We start from the raw sequence: 25,161 nt of genomic DNA on the forward strand, positions 1-25,161 counted from the left end.
GATGACGAAACACGGAGGCAGGAGGTGGACTCATGCAGCTTGCTCGCATCACCCTGGGCGGGATCGGCGTCATCCTCGCCGCGACGCTCGGCATCGCGGCCGGCCCGACAGCGGCCATCGCCGAAACCAATGCCGGGCAGATAAAGCCGCGCGGCGATAAGCCATTCGCCGCCGCCCCGGTCGCCACTTTCGACGAGCCGTGGGCCATCGGCTTCCTGCCGGACGGCCGCATGCTGGTTACGGAAAAGCCGGGGCGGATCTTCCTGGTCGATCCCCATGGACGGAAGACACCGGTGGCGGGCGTCCCCAAGGTCGCCTACGGCGGCCAGAACGGGCTGCTGGACATCGCGGCCGCGCCGGACTACCCGGCCTCGCGCGCCGTCTATTTCACCTATATGGAACCCGGCGCGGGCGGCAGCAGCCTGGCGCTGGCGCGCGCCCGGCTGGAGGAAACCGGTGCCCGTGCGGCCCTGCGGGATGTGTCGGTCATATGGCGACAGGCATACCAGGGCGCCGGCGGCCAGCCCGGCGGCATCATCGCTTTCTCTCCCGATGGCCGGCACCTGTTCCTGACGGTCGGCGACCGCATGAGCCCCGAAACGGCCCAGGATCCCGACCTTCCCCTGGGCAAGGTGCTGCGCCTTAATCCGGACGGCAGCACACCCGCCGATAATCCGTGGTTCGCCCAAGGCGGCGTGCGGGCGCAGACCTGGACCACGGGCCATCGCAATCCCTATGGCCTGGCTTTCGCGCCGGACGGCCGTCTGTGGATGGACGAAATGGGCCCCAAGGGCGGCGACGAGCTGAACCTGATCCTGCGCGGGCGCAATTACGGCTGGCCCATCGTATCGAACGGGGACAACTACAACGGCACGCCCATCCCGCGCCATGCCACGCGACCCGAATTCGAAGCGCCCGTGATCTATTGGACACCGGTCATCGCGCCGGCGGGGCTGGCGTTCTACACGGGCCCGATGTTCCCGCAATGGCAAGGATCGGCCTTCATCGGCGGACTGCGCGCGCGGGCGCTGGCGCGCATCGCCTTCGATGGCCGCGGCGGCGCGACGCAGGCCGACCTATGGGATATGGGGCAGCGGATCCGCGATGTGGCGGTCGCCCCGGACGGCGCGTTATGGGTGATCGAGGACGCCTCCGACGGCCGCCTGCTGCGCCTGACGCCAAAAAAATAAAAGTCCAAGCCATGCCGTGGGCGGACACCGCGACGACCCCGGCCAACCAAAGGAGCGAGTCGATGAAAAGGAAGTGCCTGCACGCTTCACCATGCCCTATCGCCAGGGCGCTGGATTGCATCGGCGACTGGTGGACACTGCTGATTCTGCGCGACACCTTCAAGGGCATCCGGCGTTTCAACGCCATCCAGAAGAACCTCGATATCCCGCGCAACATCCTGACCACGCGGCTCCGCATGCTCGTCGAACTCGGCATCCTGTCGGTCGCCCCCGCTTCGGACGGCAGCGTCTACCGCGAATATGTGCCGACGGACAAGGGCCGGGACCTGGTCCCGGTGCTGCTCGCGCTGCGGCAATGGGGAGAACGGCACGCCGGCGCCGCCGAAGCCAGCGGGGACCCGCCGCCCACCGGCCTGCCGGCCGGCGTGAGATTCGAGGGACAAGCGCTCGTGTATTGAATCGATACAGGACGCGCAGGCAGCCCATCGCTAGGTATGGGGCTTGCAACAGCGGTCGCTTTTGATCGTTACGCCGGCGCCGGCCGCGCCGGCTTTCCGCCATGCGTAAAAGCGACACATGTAAAGCTGCCCTGTGCGGCGTCGTCCTGTTCCTGTCCGTGCACGGACCGGCGATGGCGCAGCAGGGACCCGTCCCGCCCTCCTCCGCCGCCGCCACCACCACCACGGGTATCACGCCGGCGGAGGCCCGGCGCACCGCCGATATCCTGCGCAACGATGCCCGTCGCGCGGAACTGATCCGCACCCTGGACACCATCGCGGCCGCCGCGCCGGCCGAATCCGCGACGCCATCCCACACCGCCCCGGCGACCACGGCAGCGGGCGCCCCCCCGGCAGTACCGGCGACCCCGTCCGCGGCCACGGCTGCCACCCAGCCCGCCAGCGCCGAACCCGACCAGCCGGCCACCATCGTGCCGCTGGAAAGCGACGGCCTGACAGCTCGCATGCTGCGCAGCCTGGACCGCTGGATGGACAACTTCGCCGCGCAGGCAAGCGAGGTCGGCAGCGCGGCCAAGGAATTCCCCGCCCTGCTCGCGCACTCGCGCGCGCTCACCACCGAGGCGGGACAACGGCTGCTGGGACTGCTCGGGCTGTCCTTGCTGGCCGCCTTCGCCGCGGGCCTGATCCTGGAGTGGGGCCTGCGTCGCGCGCTGCGCCGTCCACGAATCGCGCTCGAGGAACATGCCAACCGGCCGGCCCGGCAACACCTGGCCGGCAACGAGGCCATCCAGACCGGCGGAGGCGTCGGCCCGCCCCCGGCGGTACCTACGGCTCCTGCCGGGCCGGCGACGGCGGCCGCGGACGCGGCCCAGGCGGGGCTGACGCCGCCCGCCGACGGCGTGGCCGTCATCCAGACGCATCGCGACGGCGTGGACCATATCGAAACCGTACCGGTGGGCAAGGATAATGCCGCCGGTTCGGCGGCACCGGCATCCGCGCCGATCCCGGACGCGGCCGCGCCACGCGAAGCGCCCGTCCCATCGGGGCGGCGGGACTCGCGCCATCATTCCCGGACCCTGCGCAACATGCCTTATGCGATCGGCGCGCTGCTGCTGGACCTGCTGCCGGTCGCGCTGTTCTTCGTCGCGGCCAATATGGCGCTGCGCTACGCGGCCGGCGGCCATCCGCGCGTGCGGGAGGCCGTCGCGGGCTTCATCGCGGCCTATGTGGCGCTGCGCATCGTGATGGCCGTCATGCGGCTGCTGGTCTCGCCCGCCGGACAAGGCCTGCGGCTATTGAGCATCGGACCCGCCACGGCGCACGAGCTGATCACGTGGATACGCTGGATTGCCGGACTGGCATTGTTCGGCGTCGCCATCGCGGACACCATACCTTTGCTGGGCACGGCGCCCGCTCTCGGCATGGCCTTCCTGAAGGCGGTGTCCCTGCTGGTGCACCTGAGCGCGGTCGTCCTGATCCTGAAACTGCGCCGGCCCGTGCGCCATGCGCTGCGCGCCGCGCCCGGCGCGGCCGGCCCCCTCGCGGTCGCCCGCAACTGGTTCGCCGAGGCATGGGCGATCATCGCCATCGTGCTGGTCATGGGCGTATGGGTGGTATGGGCCATGGGCGTGCAGAACGGCTTTCCCAAGCTGATCCACTTCGTGCTGATATCGGCCGCGGTGCTGGTCGTGGCGCGCCTGCTCGCCATCCTGATCCTGGGCAGCCTGGGGCGCCTGTTCTCGGCCGGCCGCGAAGGCGATCGCGGCGACGACGCCTATCCGCGGGGCGCCGTGCGCCTGTCGGAACGCTACTACCCCTGGACGCGCGGCCTCGTATCGGTGTTCCTTACCCTGTGCACCATCGTGGTCCTGTTCGAATCGTGGGGCGTCGATGCGCTGAGCTGGTTTGCCAGCGGGTCGCTGGGCCGCAGCCTGGCGTCCGCGGCATTGACCATCGTGATTGCGATCATCGTGGCCATCGTGATCTGGGAAGCGGCGCAATATGCGGTGGAGCGGCGCCTGGCGCGCTGGACGCGCCTTGGCGACAACGTGCGGGCCGCCCGCCTGCGCACGCTGCTGCCCATGCTGCGCACCGCGCTGTTCATCGTAGTGGCCCTGATCGTGGGACTGACGGCGCTGAACCAAATCGGCATCAATACCACCCCGCTCCTGGCCGGCGCCAGCATCATCGGCGTGGCGCTGGGCTTCGGCTCGCAGAAACTGGTGCAGGACTTCATCACCGGCATCTTCCTGCTGATGGAGAACGCCATGCGCGTGGGCGACTGGGTGACGGTGGCGGGCGTCTCCGGCAGCGTCGAATACCTGTCCATACGAACGGTGCGCCTGCGCGGCGGGGATGGCGCGCTGTACATCGTACCTTTCAGCTCGGTTTCCACCGTCAGCAACAGCAATCGCGGCATCGGCAATGCGGCCGTGCGCATCAGCGTTGCCTACGATACCGACATCGACATGGTGGTGAGGGAACTGAAGGAGATCGGCGCCTCGCTGCGCCAGGACGCGAACTTCAAGGACCAGATCCTGAACGACATCGAGGTGTGGGGCGTGGATTCGGTCGACGGATCCATGGTCACCCTGGTCGGCCAGATGCGCTGCAGCGACAAGGGACGCTGGGGCGTGCAGCGCGAAATCAACCGGCGCATCCTGGAACGCTTCCGCGAGCTGGGCATCGAAATCGCCAACCCGCGCGCCAGCCTGTTGCTGCCCACGGACACCTCGCCGCTGGCGGTCCCGACGGGCGCGGACGCGGCCGCGCCACAGGGCGGCGCGCGGCAGGGAGATGGCGCGGGGAAAGGCCATCGCCCCTGAAGGCGAACGGCGGGGACCGCCAGTCGCGCTTTCGGGGGCCCGCCCGCGCTATTCGGGGATGAGCGCGCCAGCCGCGCGATCCAGGGGATCGGCGCTGGCCGCCAGGCCGGACATCACGCCGGCACGGTCCTCCGCGTTCCGGTTCTGGCTCATCTTGCGCTTGGCGTCGATGCGGACGATGGGCAGCCTTACCCCGATAATGCCCCGCAGCATGGACGAGACGTACTCGGCCGGCGCATCGGATACGGCCCATGGCGCGTCCCGTCCCGCTTCGTGGCGTTCGGTCAGCCCGGAAACCACTCGCAAAAGGCGGGCGGCGTCGTCGAAAAACTCCACCGGCCCATACGCATGGACGGCCACGTAGTTCCACGTCGGCACCACCTTGCCGTCGCGCTGCTTGGTGGCATACCAGGAGGGCGAGACATAGGCATCGGGCCCCATGAAGATGGCCAGGGCGTCTCCGGCGACGGGCGTGCGCCAGTGCGGGTTGGCCCGCGCGATGTGGCCGTACAGCACACCGTGTTCGCCCTCATCGGCCTCCAGCAACATGGGAAGCGGCGTGGCAAGCAAGCCATCCGGGCCGGAAGTCACCAGTTGCACCAGCCGCGCTTCCCGCATGACGCGATGGATGGTGGACCGGTCTTCTTCAAGAAAGGCGGGCGGCACGTACATGAATTTCTCCAGGGGATGCGCCATTATGGAGCAATCCTGCCCGGCTTCGGGCCGGTCCTGCCCCAAGGCAAACCCTGGCGTCGCGCCTAGTGCCGGGTGGCCAGCACGCGGTCAACCATATCGACGATGGCGCAGAGGTCGAAGGGTTTGGCGATGAAAGCCGAATAGCGCGGGCATGCGTCGACGACCGACTCCTCGGGCAGGCCGCTCATGACGATGACGGGCACTTCTTCCAGGTAGGCGTTATCGCGCATGGCGGTCAGTAGCGAGGCGCCGCCCATCCCCGGCATCATGACGTCGGATACGACCAGGTCCGGCTGCACTTCCAGCATCCGCGTCAGCGCCGTCAGGCCGTCGCTCTCCACGAATACCGTATGGCCGGCGCCGCTCAGCGCGTCGCGCACCACTCTTGCGAGGGTGGCCTCATCGTCCACCACCATGATTTTTGCCATCTTTGCTCCGCCGCGCCGACATGCGCGTCCGCTGTACCGAGGGAATACGTACGCAAGCCATGTGCCCGCCGTGGCGGCCCGATGTTTATCCGCCTGTTGCCGGCCGCCGCGACGCGTAAGATACGCCATGAGCTTATGCCGCCGCCGGCCTTCCCGCTCTATCTTTTCCTTTCCTTACATCGCCGCGCCAAGCTCGCAGCCCACATGACATATCGCATCCTGGCCGACGCCGTTCTGATCGCGCATGGGCTTTTCGTCGCCTGGGTGGTGTTCGGCGGGCTGGCCGCTTTCTGGCGCGGATGGCTGGCCTGGCTGCACCTGCCCGCCCTGGCCTGGGGCGCGACCGTGGCGGGGATGGGGTGGATCTGCCCTCTTACCCCGCTGGAAAACACCCTGCGGGTCCAGGCCGGGCAGTCCCCCTACGCCGGCGATTTCATCCACCACTATCTGACCGCGCTGATCTATCCGCCAGCGCTGACGCGCGGCACGCAGGCACTGCTGGCGGTCTTGCTGCTGGGGGGCAACGCAATCGTTTATACGCTGGTGTTTCGCCGCCGGCGGCATGGCAAGCGCTAAACGACTAAAATCCCGCCCCATGCTTTCCGCCACCCGGATCCCTCGCGCCGCCCGGGGCACACGCATGCTGCTGTGCCTCATGCTGCTCGCCGTCAGCTTGCGGGCGATGATCCCCGTGGGGTACATGCCGGACCCCGCCGCGCTGCGGCATGGCGTCGTCCGCATCGGGCTATGCACATCGACCGGCATGGTCTCCATCGTGCAGATGCTGGGCCAGACCGAGACCGGGCATGGCCCTATGTCCCACATCGACGGGGATCATGGCGGCCATCATCATCCGGACCAGAACCAGGACCATGCGGCCGGCGCCGAATGCCCGTTCTGGGCGGCAGCCCACCTGGCGGTGGATCTGCCGCCTCTTGCCATCGTGCCTCTGCTGGCCGCCATCCGCGACCGGGTCGTCCGCTTTACTCCACCGGCCGCGCTGCCCGCGCTGCCGCCCGCCGGGCCGCCGCTGGGCCCCCGCGCACCGCCTTCCACCTGACGCTCGAACGCTTCATTTCGCGGCCACGCGACGCGCGGGGCCGCTCGTCCGTTCACAAGACAAGGTGGATCCATCATGTCCAAGGCATACCATCGCCCCGCGTCCGCGCCGGGCGATATGGCGCGGCCGCCCGGCGGCGCCGCATTGATCGCGCTTATCGCGCGCCTGCACTTCTACGTCGGCCTTTTCGTGGGGCCGTTCATCCTCGTCGCCGCCGTCACGGGCACGCTGTTCGTACTTACCCCTCAAATCGAAAACCGCCTGTACGCGGATCAGTTGTACAGCGATGCGACGGGGCCCGCGCACACCCTTACCGAGCAGATCGCCGCCGCGCGCGCCGCCGTCGGACCGGCGCCCAGCCTATTCGCGGTGCGTCCCGCCCCGCGTCCCGGCACGACCACGCGCGTCCTTTTCAGCGAGCCGGGGCTGCAAAGCTCCGAACACCGCGGCATCTTCATCGACCCGGTCACACTGGCCGTCAAGGGCGACCTGAACGTATACGGCACCAGCGGCACCCTGCCCCTGCGAACGACGCTCGATACGATGCACCGCAACCTGCTGCTCGGCGACCTGGGCCGCAACTACAGCGAACTGGCGGCATCGTGGCTGTGGTTCGCCGCCCTGGGCGGCATCATCCTATGGGCATACGGCCGGCGCCGCGGCGCGCAGTCCGCCTCCGCGTCGCCCAATGCCAGGCTGCGCCTGCGGCGCGTCCATAGCCTGATCGGGCTATGGATCGCCATCGGCCTGTTCTTCCTGTCCGCCACCGGCCTGACGTGGTCGCGCTGGGCGGGAGGGAACATCGAGGTGGCGCGCCAGAAGCTTGGCTGGGTCACGCCCTCCCTATCGACCAGCCTGAAGCCGGGCGGCACGATGCTGGGCGCCGATGGTGGCGAGCATGCCGGACACATGGGACATATGGCGCATATGGAAGGCATGGGCGCCATGGCCGGGACAGCGCCGGGGGCGGATGCCTACGCGCGCCAATTCGACCGCATCGTGGCCACGGCGCGCGCCGCCGGCATCGACGCCAGCGAAATCGAAGTCCGGCCGCCGCGCCAGCCCGACCAGGCCTGGACAGTCCGCGAAGTCGATCGTGCCTGGCCCACCCAGGTCGACGCCATCGCCATCGACGGCCGCGATTTCTCCATCGTCAGCCGCGCCGACTTCGCCACATTCCCCTTGGTGGCCAAGCTGATCCGCTGGGGCATCGACACGCACATGGGCATCCTGTTCGGCTGGCCCAACCAGTTGCTGATGGCAAGCTTCGGCATCGCCTTGAGCAGCATGATCGTGCTGGGTTACATGATGTGGTGGCGCCGCCGCCCCGCGCCCGGCTCACCCGGCCTGACGGTTACCCACGCCTGGAAACGGCTGTCCGCCATGCAGCGCGGCATCGCGCTTGTGCTCGCCGCCGCGCTGGGATACGGCCTGCCGCTGATGGGCCTGAGCCTGCTGGCCTTCATGATGGTCGACGTCGTGCGCTGGCGGATGGCCACGCGGCCTGGAGCAGGAAGCTACACGCGGCGGCCGGTCTAGCCGGCACCGCATCCCGCCGGCGCCGTTGGACCGGCGGGATGCGGCCGTCGTCACGCTCCGCCATGCCGATAGCGCTCGCGGAGCGATTGCCGCGCCTGTCTTTCGACGTCTTTGAGGACGTCGACAAAGGCCCGCAACCCCACGGGAACCAGGCGGTGGCTGGGGTAATACAGGTAATGCCCTTCGAACGGCGGAGTCCAGTCGTCCAGTATCGTGGCCAGCTTGCCGGCATCGATCGCCGGCCGGGCCGTGTCCTCCCAGACGAAGGCGACGCCCAGGCCCCTGATCGCCGCCTCGATCATCAGGTCCATGCTGTCCAGCGTGATGGGGCCAGTAGCATCGAACCTCAATTCCTGCCCGCGATGCTTGAACTCCCAGCGGTACATTTTTCCGCTGGGCAGGCGAAACCGCACGCAGGGATGCCGCGCCAGTTCATCGGGCGTGCGCGGCGTGCCGGCGCGCGCGAGATAGGCGGGCGACGCCACGCATACCAGCCGGCCATCGCCGCCGAAGGGGACCGCCACCATATTCTTCGGCAGCGACTCGCCCAGCCGCACGCCGGCGTCGAAGCCCTCCGCGACGATGTCCACCAGCCGGCCTTCCACGACCAGGTCGACATGGATGCCCGGATAGCGCTCCAGGAACGTCGGTATGAAGCGATCCATCAATAGGCGCGCGGCGGGCTCCGCGGCATTGATCCGCACGCTGCCGGTCGGACGATCGCTCAAGCCTCCCACATCCATCAAGGCCCGGTCCAGCTCGTTCAGGATGGGCGCGACGTTGCCGAAGAAGCGCGCGCCGGCTTCGGTGGGCGCCACGCTGCGCGTGGTGCGATGAAACAGGCGCAGGCCCAGGCGCTGTTCGAGCGCCCGCATCATATGGCTTAGCGTGGAGGCCGACATGCCCAGCTCATCGGCCGCCGCGCGGAAACTGGCGTGGCGCACGATGGCGGCGAAAGCGGAAAGTTCGGTCAGGCTGGGACGTGGATTCATGGGATTTCACCAGTAGGCCATGCCAATTCTATGGCATAGACCCAACAATTCCCCGTCCCTATACTGCTTGGCAACCGTGCCGCCGCCACCGGAGCGCGCGCTCCGCGGCCGTCCGTATCATCGAAAGGAACTCCATGCAAACCAAGGCTTTCGGCGCCCAATCCCCGACGACCGCGCTCGCCCCCCTGACCATCGACCGGCGCGAGCCCGGCCCCAATGATGTCGCCATCCAGATCCTGTATTGCGGCGTGTGCCATTCCGACCTGCATACCGTCCGCGGCGAATGGCCGGGCATCCGCTATCCGTCCGTGCCGGGACACGAGATCGTCGGGCGCATCAGCGCCGTCGGCAAGGACGTATCCCGATTCAAGCTGGGGGATATCGTCGGCGTGGGCTGCATGGTGGACAGCTGCCGCACCTGCCCCTCGTGCCGGGAAGGCCTGGAACAGTATTGCGAAGGCCCGCACGGCTTCCAGGGCACCTACAACGGCTGGCTGGACGGCAGCGGCGAAAACACCTACGGCGGCTATTCCGCCGATGTCGTCGTCGACGAATACTTCGTCCTGAATATCCGCCATGCCGAATCCGACCTGGCCGCGACCGCTCCCCTGCTGTGCGCCGGCATCACCACCTGGTCGCCGCTGCGGCACTGGAAAACCGGTCCCGGCAAGAAAGTCGGCGTCGTCGGCATCGGCGGACTCGGGCATATGGGCATCAAGCTGGCGCATGCGCTGGGTGCGTACGTCGTCGCCTTTACAACCTCGCCCTCCAAGGTCGAGGAAGCGCGCAAGCTGGGCGCCGACGAAGTGGTGGTATCCCGCGATGCGGATGCGATGGGCAAGCATGCGCGCAGCTTCGACTTCATCCTGAATACCGTCGCGATGTCGCACGACCTGGATGCCTTCACCGCGCTGCTCAAGCGCGACGGCGCCATGACCCTGGTCGGCGTGCCGGCCGCGGCCCACCCATCGCCCAACGTCGGCAACCTGATCATGAACCGCCGCTCGCTCGCCGGTTCGCTGATCGGCGGCATTCCCGAAACCCAGGAAATGCTGGACTTCTGCGCGGAACACGGCATCACCTCGGATATCGAGATGATCGATATGCAGGATATCGAGACCGCCTACGCCCGCATGCTGAAGAGCGACGTGAAGTACCGCTTCGTGATCGACATGGCCACCCTCTGACGGCACGGCCTTGAGAACGCCGCGTCCTTACAATAGTCGCCTCGATACAGGAAAAACGAGGAACGGGCATGGACGCGGAATTCTGGCTGGAGCGGTGGCGCGAAGGGCGCACGCATTTTCATCAAACGCGCATCACGCCGCCGCTGGAACGCTTCTGGCCGACGCTGCAACTCGCCGCCGGCAGCCGCGTCCTGGTCCCCTTGTGCGGCAAGTCCCTGGACATGCTGTGGCTGGCCGCGCGCGACCTGCGCGTGCTGGGCGTCGAATTGTCGCCGCTGGCCGTCGAACAATTCTTCGATGAGAACGGCCTGGCGCCGCAAGTGCGCCGCTCCGCGATGGGCGACCACTATGTCGCCGGCAACATCGAAATCATCCGTGGCGACATATTCGACCTCGATGCCGATACGCTGCGCGGCTGCGCCGGCGTCTTCGATCGCGCGGCCCTGGTCGCGCTGCCCGCGGATATGCGCGGTCCTTACGTGCGGCATGTATACGGCCAGCTTCCCGATCGGTACCAGGGCCTGCTCGTGACCCTGGACTATCCGCAGCAGGAAATGGATGGACCGCCCTTCTCCGTCGACGACGAAGAGGTGCAGGCCCTGTACGCCGGCCACTCCACCGCGGAACTGATCTACCGCCGCGATATCCTCGACATGGAACCCAAGTTCCAGAAGGCTGGCGTCAGCAGGCTGGACGCACTGGCATACCGCCTGCGCCGGCGCGACTGACATCGGCGCGGGATGGCCGCGCGGCAGGCCGGATCTCCCGATACACCGCTAACCCCGATCGTCCGAGTTGCGCTAATCTGTCCAGAGCCCGCCTATAGCTGACCACAATCTGACAGCGGGCATGCAGACAACGATAAGGAGGGAATACGCATGGCGGCTTCCAACGACGAACCGGTGGTCCTGGTATTGATGGGCGTATCCGGCTGCGGCAAGACCACCGTCGCGGCCATTCTTTCCGGCCGGCTGGACTGGCCCTTCGAAGAAGGCGACGCCCTGCACCCCCAATCGAACATCGACAAGATGCACGCCGGCCAGCCGCTGACCGACGAGGATCGCGCGCCCTGGCTGGAAAAAGTCGCGCAATGGGTCGAGGAATGCCTGGATAAGGGCGAAAACGGGCTGATCACCTGCTCCGCGCTGAAGCGCTCGTATCGGGACATCATCAACCGCCGCGGCCACGGCGTGCAATTCGTCTACCTGGCCGGATCCAAGGCAACCATCGCCGCGCGCCTGGCGGCGCGCCATGGCCATTTCATGCCGCCTTCGCTGCTCGACAGCCAATTCGACGCGCTGCAGGAGCCCACGGCCGACGAACCGGCCATCCGCGTGGACATCGGCCCCGCGCCTTCGGCAATCGCCAACACCATCATTCAAACGCTAGGCCTGAACGCGAAGACCGGAAAGAAGGAAAACCAATGAATCCCTCCGCTGCGTTGACGTCCCACGATACCCAGGTATTGATCGTCGCGGCCATCGGCATCGTCCTGCTGGTGGTACTGATCGTCTGGCTGAAACTGCACGCCTTCATCGCGCTGACCATCGGCGCGCTGTTCGTCGGCGTCGGTTCCGGCATTCCGCTGGAGAAAGTGACCAGCTCGTACGAGGCCGGCGTCGGCGGCGTGCTGGGCTATGTGGGTGTCCTTATCGCGCTGGGCGCCATGCTGGGCAAGCTGCTGGCCGACTCGGGCGGCGCGGATCAGGTCGTGGAGCGCATTCTGCGCGGCCGCCCCGCCACCTTGCCGTGGAAGATGGCCCTGGTTGCCAGCATCATCGGCATCCCCATGTTCTTCGAAATCGGCCTGGTGCTGCTGATCCCGGTCGTCATGCTGGCCGTGCACAAATCGCGGGGCCCGGCCATGCGCCTGGGCATTCCGGCCCTGGCCGGGCTTTCGGTGCTGCACGGGTTTATCCCGCCGCACCCCGGCCCGCTGGCGGCCATCGCGATCCTGCACGCGGATGTCGGCCTGACGCTGGCCATCGGCCTGTTGATCGCCATCCCCACCGTCGCCGTCGGCGGCCCGCTGTTCGGCTTGCTGGCCTCCCGCATGGTGCCCATCGGCGCGGCGGGCGCCGGCCTGGCGGTGACCGGCCCGGACAGGCAGGCCCAGGGCGCCACCGACGAGGCCGACACCCCGGCGGCGCGCAGCCCGTCGTTCGCCGTGACCCTCATCACGCTGCTCTCTCCCATCGTCCTGATGCTGGTCAAGGCGGGCGCGGATATCTGGATGGACAAGGACGATCCGGTGCGCCACGTCCTGGACTTCATCGGCGACCCGGTCTTCGCCCTGCTGGTGGCCGTCCTGCTCGCCATGGTCACCTTCGGCACCTCGGTCGGCTTCAATATCTCGGTGCTGGGCAAGAAGATCGCCGCCAGCCTGTTGCCGGTGGTCGGCGTGATGCTGATCGTCGGCGCGGGCGGCGGCTTCAAGCAGGCCCTGGTGGACGGCGGCACCGGCACGGCCATCGCCAAGATCGCGCTGGCCACCGGCCTGTCGACGCTGGTGCTGGGCTGGATCGTCGCGGTGCTGATCCGCCTGGCGACCGGCTCGGCCACGGTGGCCACCGTCACCGCCGCGGGTATCGTCGCGCCGCTGGCCACCCACCTGCCGGCCAATCACCTATCCCTGGTCGTGCTGTCCATCGGCGCCGGGTCGCTGTTTTTCTCTCACGTCAACGACGCCGGCTTCTGGCTGGTCAAGGAATACTTCGGCCTGACCGTGGGCGAGACCATCAAGACCTGGTCCCTGATGGAAACGATATTGGCGGTGATGGGGCTGATCCTGACCTACGGGCTCTCGCTGGTGATGTGAAGGCGAATGCCGCGACACGGGGATATAGGGCTCAGGTTTCCCGGACGAAGGCCGCCAGTTCCCGGTTGAAGCGTTCCGGGTCCTCCTGGAAAGGAGAATGCCCGCATTCCTCGTACCAGGATATGCGCGCATGGGGAATGGCTTGCGCGGTCATGCGCGCGGCCTCCGGCAACACGATCGTGTCGTGCGTACCCTGGGTTACCAGCGTGGGCACCCGCACCTTGCGCAGCGCCGCGATGGTTTCCGCGGGGTCGGTGTGCCAGGCGGCGGCCGCGCGCCGAACGGCCATCGGCACGATCGCGTTGTAGCAAAGCGCTCGTTCGTACAAGGACCGGGCGGGCCGCCGGTGATAGCAGGCGCCCAGGAAGGCGATGGTGTGCTCGACCTCCCGCGCCACCGTCCAATCGGCCGGCGCCTGCCCCGTGGGCGTGGCGGGCCCGACCGCGCGCGGGTCCTCGATCACGCGCGACCCGACGAAATTCACGCCCGCCAGCGCGCCATCGCCGTGGCGCATCAGGTATTGCCGCAATACGCGGCCGCCCATGGACCATCCCACCGCGACCGGCCGCCGCATGGCCTTGGCCTTCAGCACGGCGGCGATATCGTCCGCCCACGCGCTGCGATGCTGGTACGCGGAAGCATCCGGCGGCTTGTCGGCGGCGCCATGGCCGCGCAGATCGACCGCGACGATGCGAAACTCGCGCGCCAGGTCGCTGGCGATCTGCGGGGCGAAGCAAAGATGGCATTGCGCCACGCCATGAATGAGCAGGATTTCCTTGCCGTCGGGATTACCCCATTCGTAGGCCGCGACCCGCACCCCGCCGGCACCGGCAACCATCAGGGGTGAAACGTCGGGCACCGCCCAGATCGGTTCGCGGTCGTGCGTATCCATCAGCGTGAGATCTCCTCGAGCGGCCGGCGCAGGGTGCGGGGGCCGAAGACGGCAATGACCAGGATCATCAGGACCATCGCGACGCCCATGAAGGCCGCGACGCCGGGCGTACCGCCGACGCTGAGGAAAAACCCGATCAGCAAACCGACGATGGCCGCGCTGGCGCGCCCCCATCCATACACGAAGCCCACGGCGCGCCCCCGCAGGCGCGTCGGGAACTGCTCGGCCTGGTAGCTATGGAAGATAAACGACAGCCAATTGTTCGACAAGGTCACCAATACGCCGAAGACGATGACCGCCACGGGGTGGACCTGCATGGCGAACAGCACCATAAAGCCGCCGATACCGATGCCGGCGCACACGATTTGCCATTTCGGTTCCATCCGGTCGGCGACCAGCAGGCCCAGCAGCGGCCCGAACGGGTTGGCGATGGCGATGATGAAGGCGTACTGCAGGCTCTTCGTGATATCGACGCCCTTGGCGATCAGCAGCGTGGGCACCCAGGCGCTGAATCCGTAGAAGCCGATCACGGCCAGCAGATTGAAGAGCGACATCACGATCAGGCGCTTGCGATGCGGCGGGCGCAGCAACTCGACGAAATGTCCCTTCGATTCGACGCGCGCCGTGGCCGGCACCTGCGCCGGCGGCAAGGGATGTCCCAGGTCGCGCTCCGCGCTGGCCTCGATATCCCGCATGATGCGTTCGGCACGCTCCCGTTTCCCGTGCATGGCCAGCCAGCGCGGGCTTTCCGGCAACGCGCGGCGCAACCACCATGCGGCCAGCGCGCCGACCGACGCGATGATCGCGACCCAGCGCCAGCCATCCAGGCCCAGCGGCTGCCGGGGCACCAGCAACCAGCCCAGCAGGGCCACCACGGGCACGATCAGGAATTCGATGAACTGGTACAGGGCAAAGGCCCTGCCGCGGGCGTTCGGCGGTACGAGTTCCGGAATGAAGGTGTCGATGGTCACCTGCTCCAGTCCCAGCCCGATCGAGGCGATGAAACGGAACAGGTCGATACCCCCGGCCGTATGCTGGAATGCCATGACCAGCGTGGCCAGCGAATACCACACCAGCGACACCGTGAAGATCGCCCGGCGCCCGGCGCGGTCGGCAATGAAGCCGAAGAAGATGGTGCCGACGAACATCCCGGCGAAGGTGCAAAAGACGAAAAAGCCGACGCCGCTCAGCCCGAAGAAGTGCAGCGAACTGGTGGCGAAGAGGCCGCTCTTGACCAGTCCCGGCGCGATGTAGGCCGTCATGAAAAGGTCGTACAGCTCGAAGATGGCCCCGATCGAAATCAGGAAGACGAAGTGCTTGGCGGTGCGCGAATAAGGCAGGCGGTCCAGGCGGGCCGCGACCTGCAGTGCGTATTCGTCGTTCGACAAGGCCGGCGCGGCGGCGGCCTGTGCCCGGTCGGGCGGATGGCCCGGGGCGGCCGGCAGCGCGGCCCCCGGTACCGCTCCCGCGGTAGCGTGCGTATCCATGTGCTCTGTCTCCTGATCGTTATTGTGGTCTTGCGAGCCGCATGTTCCGGTATGCGGACGCGGCTTCGCAAGCCAAATAAACGCACGGAGCGCATGACAAAAAATCATGGCGTGCCGGCCCCGGCCATGCGGCGCCGCATCGAAAATACCGCTTTGCCCTACACTGGCTTCTTGCCGCCAACCCTTCAACCGGACCACGGAAGACCCATGGAAATCAGCCTGGCAGGACGTACCGCCATTGTCACCGGCGCCAGCAAAGGGCTCGGCCACGCCATTGCCGATCGCTTTGTGCAATGCGGCGCGAACGTCGTCATCGCCGCCCGCACCGAGGCCCCGCTGCAGGCCGCCCGCGAAATGCTGTCGCGGCGCGGGCCCGGCAATGTTCACGCCCACGCCTGCGACGTGTCCACGGCCGATGGCGTGCGCGGCTTGTACGACGATGCCATGGCCGCCTTCGGCCACATCGACATCGTCGTCAACAACGCCGGCACCTCCGCCGCCCGCCCCTTCAACGACGTCACGGACCAGGATTGGCAGGAAGACCTGGACCTGAAGCTTTTCGCCGCCATCCGCCTGGCCCGGCTGGTCTGGCCGCAGATGAAGGCGCGCCAGTGGGGCCGGATCGTGAACGTCCTGAACATCGGCGCGAAGGCGCCGGGCGCCAAATCGGTGCCGACGTCCGTATCGCGCGCGGCCGGCATGGCGCTGACCAAGGCGTTATCGGCCGAAGGCGCGCCCGACAATATCCTGGTCAACGCCCTGCTGGTCGGCAGGATCGAAAGCGATCAATGGGTGCGCCGCGCCGACGCGCGGGGCGTGCCGGTCGACACCGTCCTGCGGGAAATGGCCGCCGGTATTCCGCTCGGGCGCGTGGGCCGCGCCGACGAGTTCGCATCCGCGGCGTGCTTCCTGGCATCGGACTGGGCGTCCTATATCACCGGCACCGCCATCAACGTGGACGGCGGCGCTTCTCCCGTGGTTTAGGCGCCGTTTCGCGGGCGGCCTCGCTGTACGGGCGCGTGGGCACCATCGCCAGCAGATTGGCCACCGCGGGCGCCAGCGGGCCGGACCGGTAAGCGATGCCCAGCGTGGCGCGCAAATCGGTATCCTTCAGCGGCACATAGCGCACATCGTCGATACGGGCGTGGCGCATGCACGTGGGCACGATGGTCACGCCCAGCGAACTGGCGACCAGGTTGATGGTCGAAGAAATCTGCGGTGCGTGCTGGACGATCCGCGGGCTGAAACCCAGCGCTTCGCACGCGGTGACGATCATGTCCGACAAGCCGAAACGCGTGGCGCGCGGATACAGCAGGAAAGGCTCGTCCTTCAATTCCTCCAGGCCCAGCGCCTTGCGGCGCGCAAGCCGATGCTTGCGCGGCAACGCGGCCACCATGGGCTCCGTAGAGATCAGCCGGAAATGCACCGCATCGTCCATGCCGATCGGCAGGCGCACGAAGGCGATATCGATGCGGCCTTGCCGCAATGACTGCATCAGCTGCACCGACCGGTTTTCTTCCAGCGTCATCTCCACGCGCGGATAGCGGTCCCGATAGCGATGCAGCGCCGTCGTGACTTCCGTACAGAAGGAAGCCGATTCCGTGAAACCGACGCCGATGCGGCCCACCAGTCCTTGCGCGCTTTGCTTGCAGCGCGTGGCGGCCTTGCCCACGCGGTCCAGGATCTCGCGCGCGTCTTCCAGCAGCACGCTGCCCGCTTCGGTCAAGCGCACATTGCCCGGCTGCCGGTCGAACAGGCGCACACCTAATTCGCGCTCCAGCATTTTTATCTGATAGGTCAGGGGCGGTTGCGCGATGCCGATACGTTGCGCCGCGCGGGTGAAGTGCAGTTCCTCCGCGGTGACGACGAAGTAGCGAAGGTGGCGCAGGTCCATGGGCGGGGACTCCATACAATTTTTGTATTGGGAATGGTCTGACAATATATTAGACAGACAAAAAATCGGTGTCTAGACTGCCAATCCGGTCCAGTGAGGAGACATCGAATGAGAAAACAGCAGACCGATACGACAGCCCGCGCACCCGCGCGAAGACACGCGGGCGTGCCGCGGCGGACATTCCTGCAAACGGCCGCGGCCGCGTTGACGCTACCCGCACACGCGCTGCTGGCGCGCAGCGCCACCGCGGCCGAAACCTGGCCTTCCCGGCCCATCCGCTTCGTCGTCGGCTTTCCGCCGGGACAGACCACCGACGTCATCGCGCGCGCCTACGCGGCCGTCCTGCAAGGCACGCTGGGAACGCCGATCATCGTCGACAACAAGGCAGGCGCGAACGGCATCGTGGCGGCACAGTTCGTCAAGGCCGCGGAACCGGACGGCTATACCTTGCTGTTCGGCACCTCCGGCCAGATGGTCATCAACCCGTCGCTCTATGCGCGGCTAAGCTACGACACGACCAAGGACTTCGTTCCCGTGGCGCCGATCGCCCGCGGCCGGCTGTTCCTGGTGGTGAACAACGACCTGCCGGTGCGCACGCTATCGGACCTGCTCGCCTATGCGAAGGCGCACCCGGGCCAGCTGAGCTTCGGTTCCGGCGGCATCGGCATCACGTCGCACCTGGCGATGGAAATGCTCAAGTCCGCCACCGGGCTGGATGCCCGCCACATCCCCTACAAGGGTTCGCCCGCCGCGCTCAATGGACTGATCGGCGGCGAAGTACAGACCCTGTTCGATTCGGGCGGATCGCTCCTGCCACTGGTCAAGGCCGGCAAGATGCGGGCCATCGCGGTGTCCACGCTGGATCGCGACCCTGGTCTTCCGGATGTGCCTACCGTCGCCGAACAGGGCGTGCCCGGCTTCCAGGTGTATGCCTGGAACGCCGTACTGGCCCCCCGCGGCACCCCGGCAGCGGTCGCGAAAAAGCTCGGCGACGCCTTCGCCCAGGCAGGAACTTCCCAACCGGTGGCATCCTCGCTGGCCGCCGCCGCGCACGATCTTCTGCCGGTGCGCACCGCCGACCTGGGCAGCTTCATCGCAACCGAAACCGCCCGCTGGCACCAGGCCGTGACCGCCGCGGGCATCAAACCCGAGTGAACCATGCGGAATCCGATGCACACTTCCACATCCCCGACCGCTGCGCCTTCGGCGGCGCACGACGCCGCCAGCCCGCCCACGCGACAGCTCGCGGCCTTCGCGGCCGGGCTGCGCTTCGAGGACATCCCGCCACCCCTGGTCGAACAGATCCGCTTGCACATCCTGGACGGCATCGGCGTGTGCCTGCACGGTGCCTCCCTGCCGTGGACACGCCGCCTCTCCGACATGGTGCTGGCCGAAGGCGGCAACCCCGCAGCCTCGCTGTGGGGCCACGGCAGCGCGGACAAGGCCATGACGTCGGTGTCGCAGGCCGTCCTGGTCAATGCGACGGCCGGCCACGCCTTCGAAATGGACGATATCCACAAGGAATCGATCCTGCACCCCAATTCGCTGGCGGTACCCGTGGCCCTGGCCCTGGCGCAAACCCTGCCGGGCACCACCGGCCGCGACGTGCTGACCGCCATCGTGGCGGGCTACGAAGTCGGCACCCGCGCCGGCAATGCCGCCACCACGGCCCTGTTCCTGAACGGCTTCCATCCGCAAGGCGTCACCGGCACCTTCGTCGCGGCGGCGACGGCGGGGCGCATGCTGGGGCTCGACGCCAATGCGATGACGCACGCGCTTGGCATCGCCGGCTCGATGGGATCGGGATTGATGGCGGCGCAGGAAGGCGCCATGGTCAAGCGCCTGCATGCCGGACGCGCGGCCCAGAGCGGCGTCTATGCCGCCTACCTGGCCCGGCGCGGCTTCACCGGCATCGAGAACGTCCTGGAAGCCGATTACGGCGGCTTTCTCAGCAGCTATGCGCGCGCACCCCGCATGGAACGACTGACAGAGGGCTTGGGTACGCAGTGGGAAGCCGGCGAGGTCGGCTTCAAGATGTACCCCAACGTCACCAGCATGCATGCCGCGCTGGACGCATTCGACCACCTCAGGTCGACCCACGGCCTGGGTCCGGACGACATCGAGCGCATCGAGGTCGGTTGCGGCCATATGACCTATGTGCACGTCGCCTGGCCCTATCGCCCCGTCAGCGTCACCGCCGCGCAAATGAACCTGTTCTATGGGCTTTCCGTGCTCGCCCTGCGTGGGCGCTTGACGGTCGACGACTATGACGACGATCATATCGGCGACCCCACGGTATTGGACTTCATGCGGCGCATCCACCCCTTCGAAGACGAACGCATCGAAAGCCGAGGCGCCGCCTTCCGCCATGCCGCGACGATGCGCATCGTGACGCGTTCGGGGGCCTGCATGTCCCATGACGTCTGGAACCGCCGCGGCAGCCCGGAAAACCCGGTCGCCCGCCACGAAGTGGAAGCCAAGTTCTTCTCCAGCGTGGCAGGGCGGGTCGCCGACGATACCGCGCGGCGCATCGCCCACCTGGTACACCGGCTGGACACCCTCGCGTCCGCCGACGAACTGGCCGCGCTGCTATGAACCCGAACCGGGCTACGCGATGACATCACCCTCCGCAACTTCCATGCGCGCCATCACCATCGACGCCTACGGCGGACCGGAAGTGGTCCGACTGCGCGACGACGCGCCCATCCCGGTCGCCGGGCCGGGCGAAGTCCTGGTCAAGGTCGTGTGCGCAGGCGTCAACTTCATGGACATCCATACGCGCCAGGGGAAGTACGCCGAATCGCGCACCTATCCCGTCCGCATTCCCTGCACCCTGGGAATGGAAGGCGCGGGCATCGTCGTGGCGACCGGTCCCGGCGTGACGCGGCCCGCGGTCGGCCAGCGGGTGGCCTGGTGTATCGCCTGGGGAAGCTTCGCGGAATACGCCGCCATCCCCGCCCGGCTGGCCGCCGCCATTCCGGACGCGATCGGCTTCGATACCGCGGCAGCGGCGATGTTCCAGGGGTGCACCGCGCATTACCTGGTCCACGACGTCGCGCGGCTGCAACCGGGCGACAGTTGCCTGATCCATGCGGCGTCGGGCAGCATCGGCCAGATCCTGATCCAGATGGCCAAGCGTATCGGCGCATCCGTCTACGCCACCGCCAGCACCGACGACAAGCGTACCGTCGCGCTGCGGCGCGGGGCCGACACCGCCCTGCCCTACGCCGATGGCGCGTTCGCCGACCGGGTGCGCGCGCTGCGCGGCGGGCTGGGCGTGGACGTGGTATTCGATTCGCTGGGCAAGGCCACGCTGCGCGACAGCATGCGAGCCACCCGCCCCCGCGGCCTGATCGTCAACTACGGCAACGTATCCGGGTCGGTCACCGACCTGGATCCCTACGAGCTGGGTGAAGCAGGATCGCTGTTCCTGACGCGCCCCAGGCTGGCCGACCATATGGCTGACGCGGCCACCGTGCAGCGGCGCGCCGATGACATATTCGGCGCCATCCTGGACCGCAGCCTGGTCATCGAAATCGCCGACCGCTATGCGTTCGACCAAATTCCCCATGGCCATGCGCGCATCGAAGCGCGCGAGCAGATCGGCAAGGCGGTCGCGTGGATCTGACCGGGCGAGCGGGCGACGGGATGCTCAATGGGCGGCCGACGCGTCGGCGCCACCGCCCCCCTTGGCCGGGCGGGTGATCCAGATCAGCGGGATGATCAGCAGGAAGATGGCGGCCGAGGCATAGAAAATGTCGTTCAGCCCCATCATCGCCGCCTGTGCATTCAGGACCGTATCGAACAGGGCATCCGCCGCGCCGGTATTCAGATGCAGCAGGGAACGCATCGATTCGATCTGCTGGCTGAACACCGGATTGGTGGCGGTAGCGACTTCGGTCAACCGCTCATGATGCAGGATGGTGCGGTTGTTCCATACCGTTCCGGCGATGGACGTGCCCACCGCGCCGCAGAACACCCGGACGAAGTTCGACAGACCCGCCGCGGCCGGTATCCGCTGCGGGGGCTGGCCCGACAGGATGATCGCCGTCAGCGGCACGAAGAACAGCGCCATCGGGATGCCTTGCAATAGCGTCGGCCACACCAGATGCCACGTATCGATCTGCGTGACATAGTTCGAACGCATATAGAACACCACGGCAAAGCAGATGAATGCGATCGTGGCGATAATGCGGGCATCCGATTTCGGCAACAGTTTTCCCACCAGAGGCGACAGCAGCAGCGCGAAGATGCCCAGTGGGGCGATGGCCAGGCCGGCATCGATGGACCGGTAGTTCAGGTATTCCTGCATCCACTGCGGCAGCAGCACCAGGTTGCCGAAGAACAAGCCGTAGGCAATGGAAATCGCGATCGTGCCGCCGCTGAAATTGCGTTGCGCGAACAGGCGCAGGTCGACGATGGGATGTTCCTCGGTCAGCTCCCAGATCATGAAAAACGTGAAGCTGACAAACGCGACGACCGCCAGCCCGACAATCACCGAGGAATTGAACCAGTCCAGGTCGCGGCCCTTGTCCAGCATGATCTGCAGCGCGGCCACCCAGGTCACCAGCAGCACCAGGCCGACCAGGTCGATAGGCAGCTTGCGCGTCGGTGTTTCGCGGCGACGGTAAATGGCCCAGGTCACCAGGGCGGCGAATATCCCGACAGGAATATTGATATAGAAGATCCAGGACCAGCTGTAGCTGTCGGTGATCCAACCGCCCAGCGAGGGCCCCGCAATCGGCCCCACGGTCGCGGTCATGGCCCATAAGGCAAGCGCCATGGAGCTTTTCTCCTTGGGATAGGAGCCCAGCAGAATGGACTGCGACATCGGGATCAGCGGCCCGGCGACGGCGCCCTGCACCACCCGCGCGAACAACAGCACCGGCAGGCTGGGGGCGATACCGCACAACCAGGAGGCCAGGGTGAACAGCGCGATCGCGCCGACGAACAGCCGGATCTGCCCCACCCGTTGCGTCAGCCAGCCCGTCAACGGGATGGAGACCGCATTCGACGCGGCGAATACCGTAATGACCCAGGTGCCCTCGTCCACGGACACGCCCATATTGCCGGATATCGTGGGGATGGCCACATTGGCGATCGACGTATCGAGCACGTTCATGAACGTCGCGAGCGCGACCGCGACGGTAGCCAGGACGAGTTGGCCGCCCTGCAGGGGCGGCAAGGGGGTGGAAGCGGGAGTTTGCTGAGTGGCCATGAGAGAGCTGCCGTTGATGCCCCCCATAGAGTCTCATGTCGAGCTGAACGCACGCTGAGCTGGCCCTCGCGCCCGGGGAAAGCGGACCACGTTTACAACCTGAAACAGCGCCCCACTGCACCGCCGGCGCGGGGAGCGATAAATAGGCCCGTAACTATTACCATGTGCTACACAATGCTGTTACTTGATGTTATAAGTTGACCATACTGTGCTGGGCGGCAGCCCGCCTGCCGGTACCGTTTCCATCGAAGCTTGGCAAAACGCCAACGGAGGGTTCGATGAAGTGCCCCGAGATACCTGCGACAGAGACCGCGAGACTCAAGGCATTATCCCAATACGGCCTGGGTAGCGACCGTCCGCTGCCCAGCCTGGACCCGGTCGTGCGAATCGCCGCCCGCATGTTCGACATGCCCGTGGCGGCGGTCAATATCATCGGCAGCGATCACGTATTCCTGGCTGCTCAGACCGGCATTCCCGACGACGTCGACAAGACACGCGACGTCTCCTTTTGCGCCCACACCATCAACGAGGCCGGCGTGATGGTTGTCGCGGATGCCACGCTGGACGAACGCTTTCACGACAACCCGCTGGTGACCGGCAAGACAGGCCTGCGCTTTTATGCCGGCGTACCCTTGCGCTCGCCGGACGGGCTGGCCCTGGGCGCGCTTTGCATCATCGACGACAAGCCGCACCATGACTTTTCTCCGGAGGACCGCCAGCGCCTGCGCGAACTGGCGCAGGTCGCCGCGGACAGGCTGGAACTTCGCCGCATCGAAGTGTCCACCGAATCCGCCCGCCGCCCCTTCGACGACTATGCGAAGGATTCGCCCACCGCGGTCGTCTGGTTCGATCAACAGCGCGACATCGTCGCATGGAACAGCGCCGCGGCCGCGCTTCTCGGCTATGACATAGACACAGGTGCCGGCCGCAGTTTCGACACCTTGCTGGCCGGGGATAGTGTGATCGACTTCCAGGACCTGGTGCGGCGCGCCGTCGCGGCCGGTACGGTAGAGGACGTGGCGATGCCGGACGCGCTGCATGGACGGCGCCGCGACGGCAGCGGATTCATGCTGGGCCTGTCGCTGTTCAGCTGGCGCGAAAGCGGATGCATGACCTTCCATGCCCATCTGCAGGACGTAACGGCCCGGTACCAGGAGGAAGCGGCGGCGCGGCATCTCGCACGTACCGATCCCCTGACCGGCCTGGCCAATCGCAATCATTTCTACCGCCAGGTCGAGGCCACGCTCGCCCAACCGCGGCCAGCCGCGGTCCTGATGCTCGATCTGGACAACTTCAAGGACGTCAACGATACGCTCGGCCATTCGGTCGGCGACCATCTGCTGCGTGAAGTGGGCCGCCGCCTGCTGCCCCTGGCGGGGCCGGAAGCCACGGTGGCCCGCATCGGCGGCGACGAGTTCGCCGCGCTGCTGCCAGGCATCGAAGCGCTCGATCCCGCGATGGACATCGCGCGGCAGGCCGTCGCCGCCTTGTCCACACCGTTCCTTACCGACGGGCAGGACGTACATATCGCGGCAAGCTGCGGCGTGGCGGTCGCGCCGGCCCTGGGACAGGAAGCGCTGGAGTTGATCGGCGACGCGGACCTGGCGCTGGCGCGCGCGAAATCGGTCGGCAGAGGCCACGCCTATGCCTTCATGCCGGCGCTGCGGATGGAAGCCACGTCGCGGCGGTTGCACTGCATGGAGCTGCACCGGGCCGTGGCGGACGGCGAATTCGTGCTCTTCTACCAGCCGCAGGTGCGGCTGTCCGACGGCGCGCTGGTCGGCGCGGAAGCGCTGATCCGCTGGCGTCACCCACGGCGCGGCCTGCTGTCTCCGGCCGCGTTCCTGCCCGCGCTGGAAGACGGCCCGCTGGCGGCGTCCGTGGGGGCCTGGGTGCTGGACGAAGCCTGCGCGCAGGCGGCGATGTGGCGCCACACAGGCGCGCGCGAATTCCGCATGGGTATCAACCTGTTCAGGGCGCAATTCCATGTCGGCGACCTTGCCGCGGACGTCATGCAAGCCCTGGAGCGGCATGGATTGCCGCCGAATGCGCTGGAACTGGAGATCACCGAGAACATCGCCCTCGATCACGATGAAGTCGTCCTGCGCATGCTGCGCCGGCTGCACGACTTGGGCGTGTCCATTGCCTTCGACGATTTCGGCACCGGCTACGCATCGCTGGCCGTCCTCAAGCGTTATCCCTTGAACCGCCTGAAGATCGACCGCACCTTCGTCCAGGGCATGCTCGAATCCGAGCGCGACGCGTCCGTCGTACGCGCCGTGCTGGACATGGCGCGGGCCTTCAAGGTCGAGGCCATCGCCGAAGGGGTGGAAACCCGTGAGCAGCGCGATGCGCTGGCCATCGATTGCGCCGAAGGCCAGGGGTATCTGTTCAGCCCGCCCGTCCCGGCGCAGGACTTCTCCAGGACGTACGGCATCGGGTTGGACACCTGCTTTGCACGGTGCGCCTGATCCGGA

Annotated in this window: 22 protein-coding genes; 15 read left to right on the plus strand and 7 right to left on the minus strand. The window is 67.1% G+C overall.

The features are described from left to right. The first annotated feature begins 32 nt into the window (after nt 1-32). The 3 genes from CAL28_RS20895 (at nt 33) to CAL28_RS20905 (ending at nt 4,473) form a co-directional block, all read left to right on the plus strand. Nucleotides 33-1,190: a PQQ-dependent sugar dehydrogenase gene (locus CAL28_RS20895; protein ID WP_094843120.1), complete on the plus strand. Its 1,158-nt coding sequence runs from the start codon at nt 33-35 to the stop codon at nt 1,188-1,190. A 62-nt stretch (nt 1,191-1,252) separates the two neighbouring features. Beyond that, a complete protein-coding gene (locus CAL28_RS20900; RefSeq protein WP_094843121.1) occupies nt 1,253-1,648 on the plus strand; it encodes a winged helix-turn-helix transcriptional regulator in 396 nt (131 codons plus the stop codon). Between the two features lie 101 nt (nt 1,649-1,749). After that, entirely contained in the window at nt 1,750-4,473 is a 2,724-nt protein-coding gene (locus CAL28_RS20905; RefSeq protein WP_094843122.1) for a mechanosensitive ion channel domain-containing protein, read from the plus strand. Between the two features lie 48 nt (nt 4,474-4,521). Here the strand turns inward: CAL28_RS20905 and CAL28_RS20910 are convergent, their stop codons facing one another. Next, nucleotides 4,522-5,169 (minus strand): FMN-binding negative transcriptional regulator, encoded by a 648-nt coding sequence (locus CAL28_RS20910; RefSeq protein ID WP_217906593.1) that lies wholly within the window; start codon nt 5,167-5,169, stop codon nt 4,522-4,524. A gap of 62 nt (nt 5,170-5,231) precedes the next feature. Then, entirely contained in the window at nt 5,232-5,597 is a 366-nt protein-coding gene (locus tag CAL28_RS20915) for a response regulator (protein WP_176464057.1), read from the minus strand. Nucleotides 5,598-5,801: 204 nt separating this feature from the next. Between CAL28_RS20915 and CAL28_RS20920 the strand changes: the two genes are divergently transcribed. The 3 genes from CAL28_RS20920 (at nt 5,802) to CAL28_RS20930 (ending at nt 8,196) form a co-directional block, all read left to right on the plus strand. Beyond that, entirely contained in the window at nt 5,802-6,173 is a 372-nt protein-coding gene (locus tag CAL28_RS20920; protein ID WP_094844766.1) for a DUF2784 domain-containing protein, read from the plus strand. Between the two features lie 64 nt (nt 6,174-6,237). Further along, on the plus strand, nt 6,238-6,657 hold the full coding sequence (locus tag CAL28_RS20925) for a DUF2946 family protein (RefSeq protein WP_176464058.1): 420 nt from the start codon (nt 6,238-6,240) through the stop codon (nt 6,655-6,657). 75 nt (nt 6,658-6,732) lie between these two features. After that, a complete protein-coding gene (locus CAL28_RS20930; protein WP_094843125.1) occupies nt 6,733-8,196 on the plus strand; it encodes a PepSY-associated TM helix domain-containing protein in 1,464 nt (487 codons plus the stop codon). Nucleotides 8,197-8,246: 50 nt separating this feature from the next. On the opposite strand, the gene CAL28_RS20935 is transcribed toward CAL28_RS20930, so the two are convergent. Then, on the minus strand, nt 8,247-9,188 hold the full coding sequence (locus CAL28_RS20935) for a LysR family transcriptional regulator (RefSeq protein WP_094843126.1): 942 nt from the start codon (nt 9,186-9,188) through the stop codon (nt 8,247-8,249). A 134-nt stretch (nt 9,189-9,322) separates the two neighbouring features. Here CAL28_RS20935 and CAL28_RS20940 point away from each other — a divergent pair, with 134 nt between their 5' ends. The 4 genes from CAL28_RS20940 to CAL28_RS20955 all read left to right on the plus strand — a co-directional run bounded on the left by CAL28_RS20940 (nt 9,323) and on the right by CAL28_RS20955 (nt 13,193). Further along, nucleotides 9,323-10,375 (plus strand): NAD(P)-dependent alcohol dehydrogenase, encoded by a 1,053-nt coding sequence (locus tag CAL28_RS20940; protein ID WP_094843127.1) that lies wholly within the window; start codon nt 9,323-9,325, stop codon nt 10,373-10,375. Nucleotides 10,376-10,443: 68 nt separating this feature from the next. Beyond that, nucleotides 10,444-11,103: a thiopurine S-methyltransferase gene (locus CAL28_RS20945; RefSeq protein WP_094843128.1), complete on the plus strand. Its 660-nt coding sequence runs from the start codon at nt 10,444-10,446 to the stop codon at nt 11,101-11,103. 150 nt (nt 11,104-11,253) lie between these two features. Next, the gene (locus tag CAL28_RS20950; protein WP_094843129.1) at nt 11,254-11,802 is read left to right on the plus strand and encodes a gluconokinase; all 549 of its coding nucleotides are present in this window, start codon (nt 11,254-11,256) and stop codon (nt 11,800-11,802) included. Continuing rightward, nucleotides 11,799-13,193: a GntT/GntP/DsdX family permease gene (locus tag CAL28_RS20955; RefSeq protein WP_094843130.1), complete on the plus strand. Its 1,395-nt coding sequence runs from the start codon at nt 11,799-11,801 to the stop codon at nt 13,191-13,193. Before CAL28_RS20950 ends, CAL28_RS20955 begins: the two co-directional genes overlap by 4 nt. A gap of 31 nt (nt 13,194-13,224) precedes the next feature. Here the strand turns inward: CAL28_RS20955 and CAL28_RS20960 are convergent, their stop codons facing one another. Both CAL28_RS20960 and CAL28_RS20965 read right to left on the minus strand, forming a co-directional pair. Beyond that, entirely contained in the window at nt 13,225-14,085 is an 861-nt protein-coding gene (locus CAL28_RS20960; protein ID WP_094843131.1) for an alpha/beta fold hydrolase, read from the minus strand. Beyond that, nucleotides 14,085-15,572, minus strand: a complete 1,488-nt coding sequence (locus CAL28_RS20965) for an MFS transporter (protein ID WP_094843132.1) — start codon at nt 15,570-15,572, stop codon at nt 14,085-14,087. Before CAL28_RS20965 ends, CAL28_RS20960 begins: the two co-directional genes overlap by 1 nt. Nucleotides 15,573-15,779: 207 nt before the next feature. Here CAL28_RS20965 and CAL28_RS20970 point away from each other — a divergent pair, with 207 nt between their 5' ends. Further along, entirely contained in the window at nt 15,780-16,556 is a 777-nt protein-coding gene (locus CAL28_RS20970) for an SDR family oxidoreductase (protein ID WP_094843133.1), read from the plus strand. On the opposite strand, the gene CAL28_RS20975 is transcribed toward CAL28_RS20970, so the two are convergent. Then, nucleotides 16,522-17,466, minus strand: a complete 945-nt coding sequence (locus CAL28_RS20975) for a LysR family transcriptional regulator (RefSeq protein WP_176464059.1) — start codon at nt 17,464-17,466, stop codon at nt 16,522-16,524. The two genes, CAL28_RS20970 and CAL28_RS20975, sit on opposite strands and share 35 nt — an antisense overlap. 108 nt (nt 17,467-17,574) lie before the next feature. On the opposite strand from CAL28_RS20975, the gene CAL28_RS20980 reads away from it, so the two are divergent. From CAL28_RS20980 to CAL28_RS20990, 3 genes are read left to right on the plus strand one after another with little or no spacing between them, the layout of a single operon-like run. Beyond that, nucleotides 17,575-18,621: a Bug family tripartite tricarboxylate transporter substrate binding protein gene (locus CAL28_RS20980; protein ID WP_094843135.1), complete on the plus strand. Its 1,047-nt coding sequence runs from the start codon at nt 17,575-17,577 to the stop codon at nt 18,619-18,621. Between the two features lie 15 nt (nt 18,622-18,636). Next, entirely contained in the window at nt 18,637-20,061 is a 1,425-nt protein-coding gene (locus CAL28_RS20985; RefSeq protein WP_176464060.1) for an MmgE/PrpD family protein, read from the plus strand. A 43-nt stretch (nt 20,062-20,104) separates the two neighbouring features. Beyond that, entirely contained in the window at nt 20,105-21,094 is a 990-nt protein-coding gene (locus CAL28_RS20990; protein ID WP_094843137.1) for a quinone oxidoreductase family protein, read from the plus strand. A gap of 24 nt (nt 21,095-21,118) precedes the next feature. Here CAL28_RS20990 and CAL28_RS20995 read toward each other — a convergent pair whose 3' ends face one another. Next, nucleotides 21,119-22,684 carry a DHA2 family efflux MFS transporter permease subunit gene (locus CAL28_RS20995; RefSeq protein WP_094844767.1) on the minus strand — a complete coding sequence of 522 codons (1,566 nt, stop codon included), beginning with the start codon at nt 22,682-22,684 and terminating at the stop codon, nt 21,119-21,121. 278 nt (nt 22,685-22,962) lie between these two features. Here CAL28_RS20995 and CAL28_RS21000 point away from each other — a divergent pair, with 278 nt between their 5' ends. Continuing rightward, on the plus strand, nt 22,963-25,155 hold the full coding sequence (locus tag CAL28_RS21000) for a putative bifunctional diguanylate cyclase/phosphodiesterase (RefSeq protein WP_094843138.1): 2,193 nt from the start codon (nt 22,963-22,965) through the stop codon (nt 25,153-25,155). The last annotated feature ends 6 nt before the right edge of the window (nt 25,156-25,161 follow it).

This window comes from Bordetella genomosp. 11 (assembly GCF_002261215.1).
GTDB lineage: Bacteria > Pseudomonadota > Gammaproteobacteria > Burkholderiales > Burkholderiaceae_B > Bordetella_C.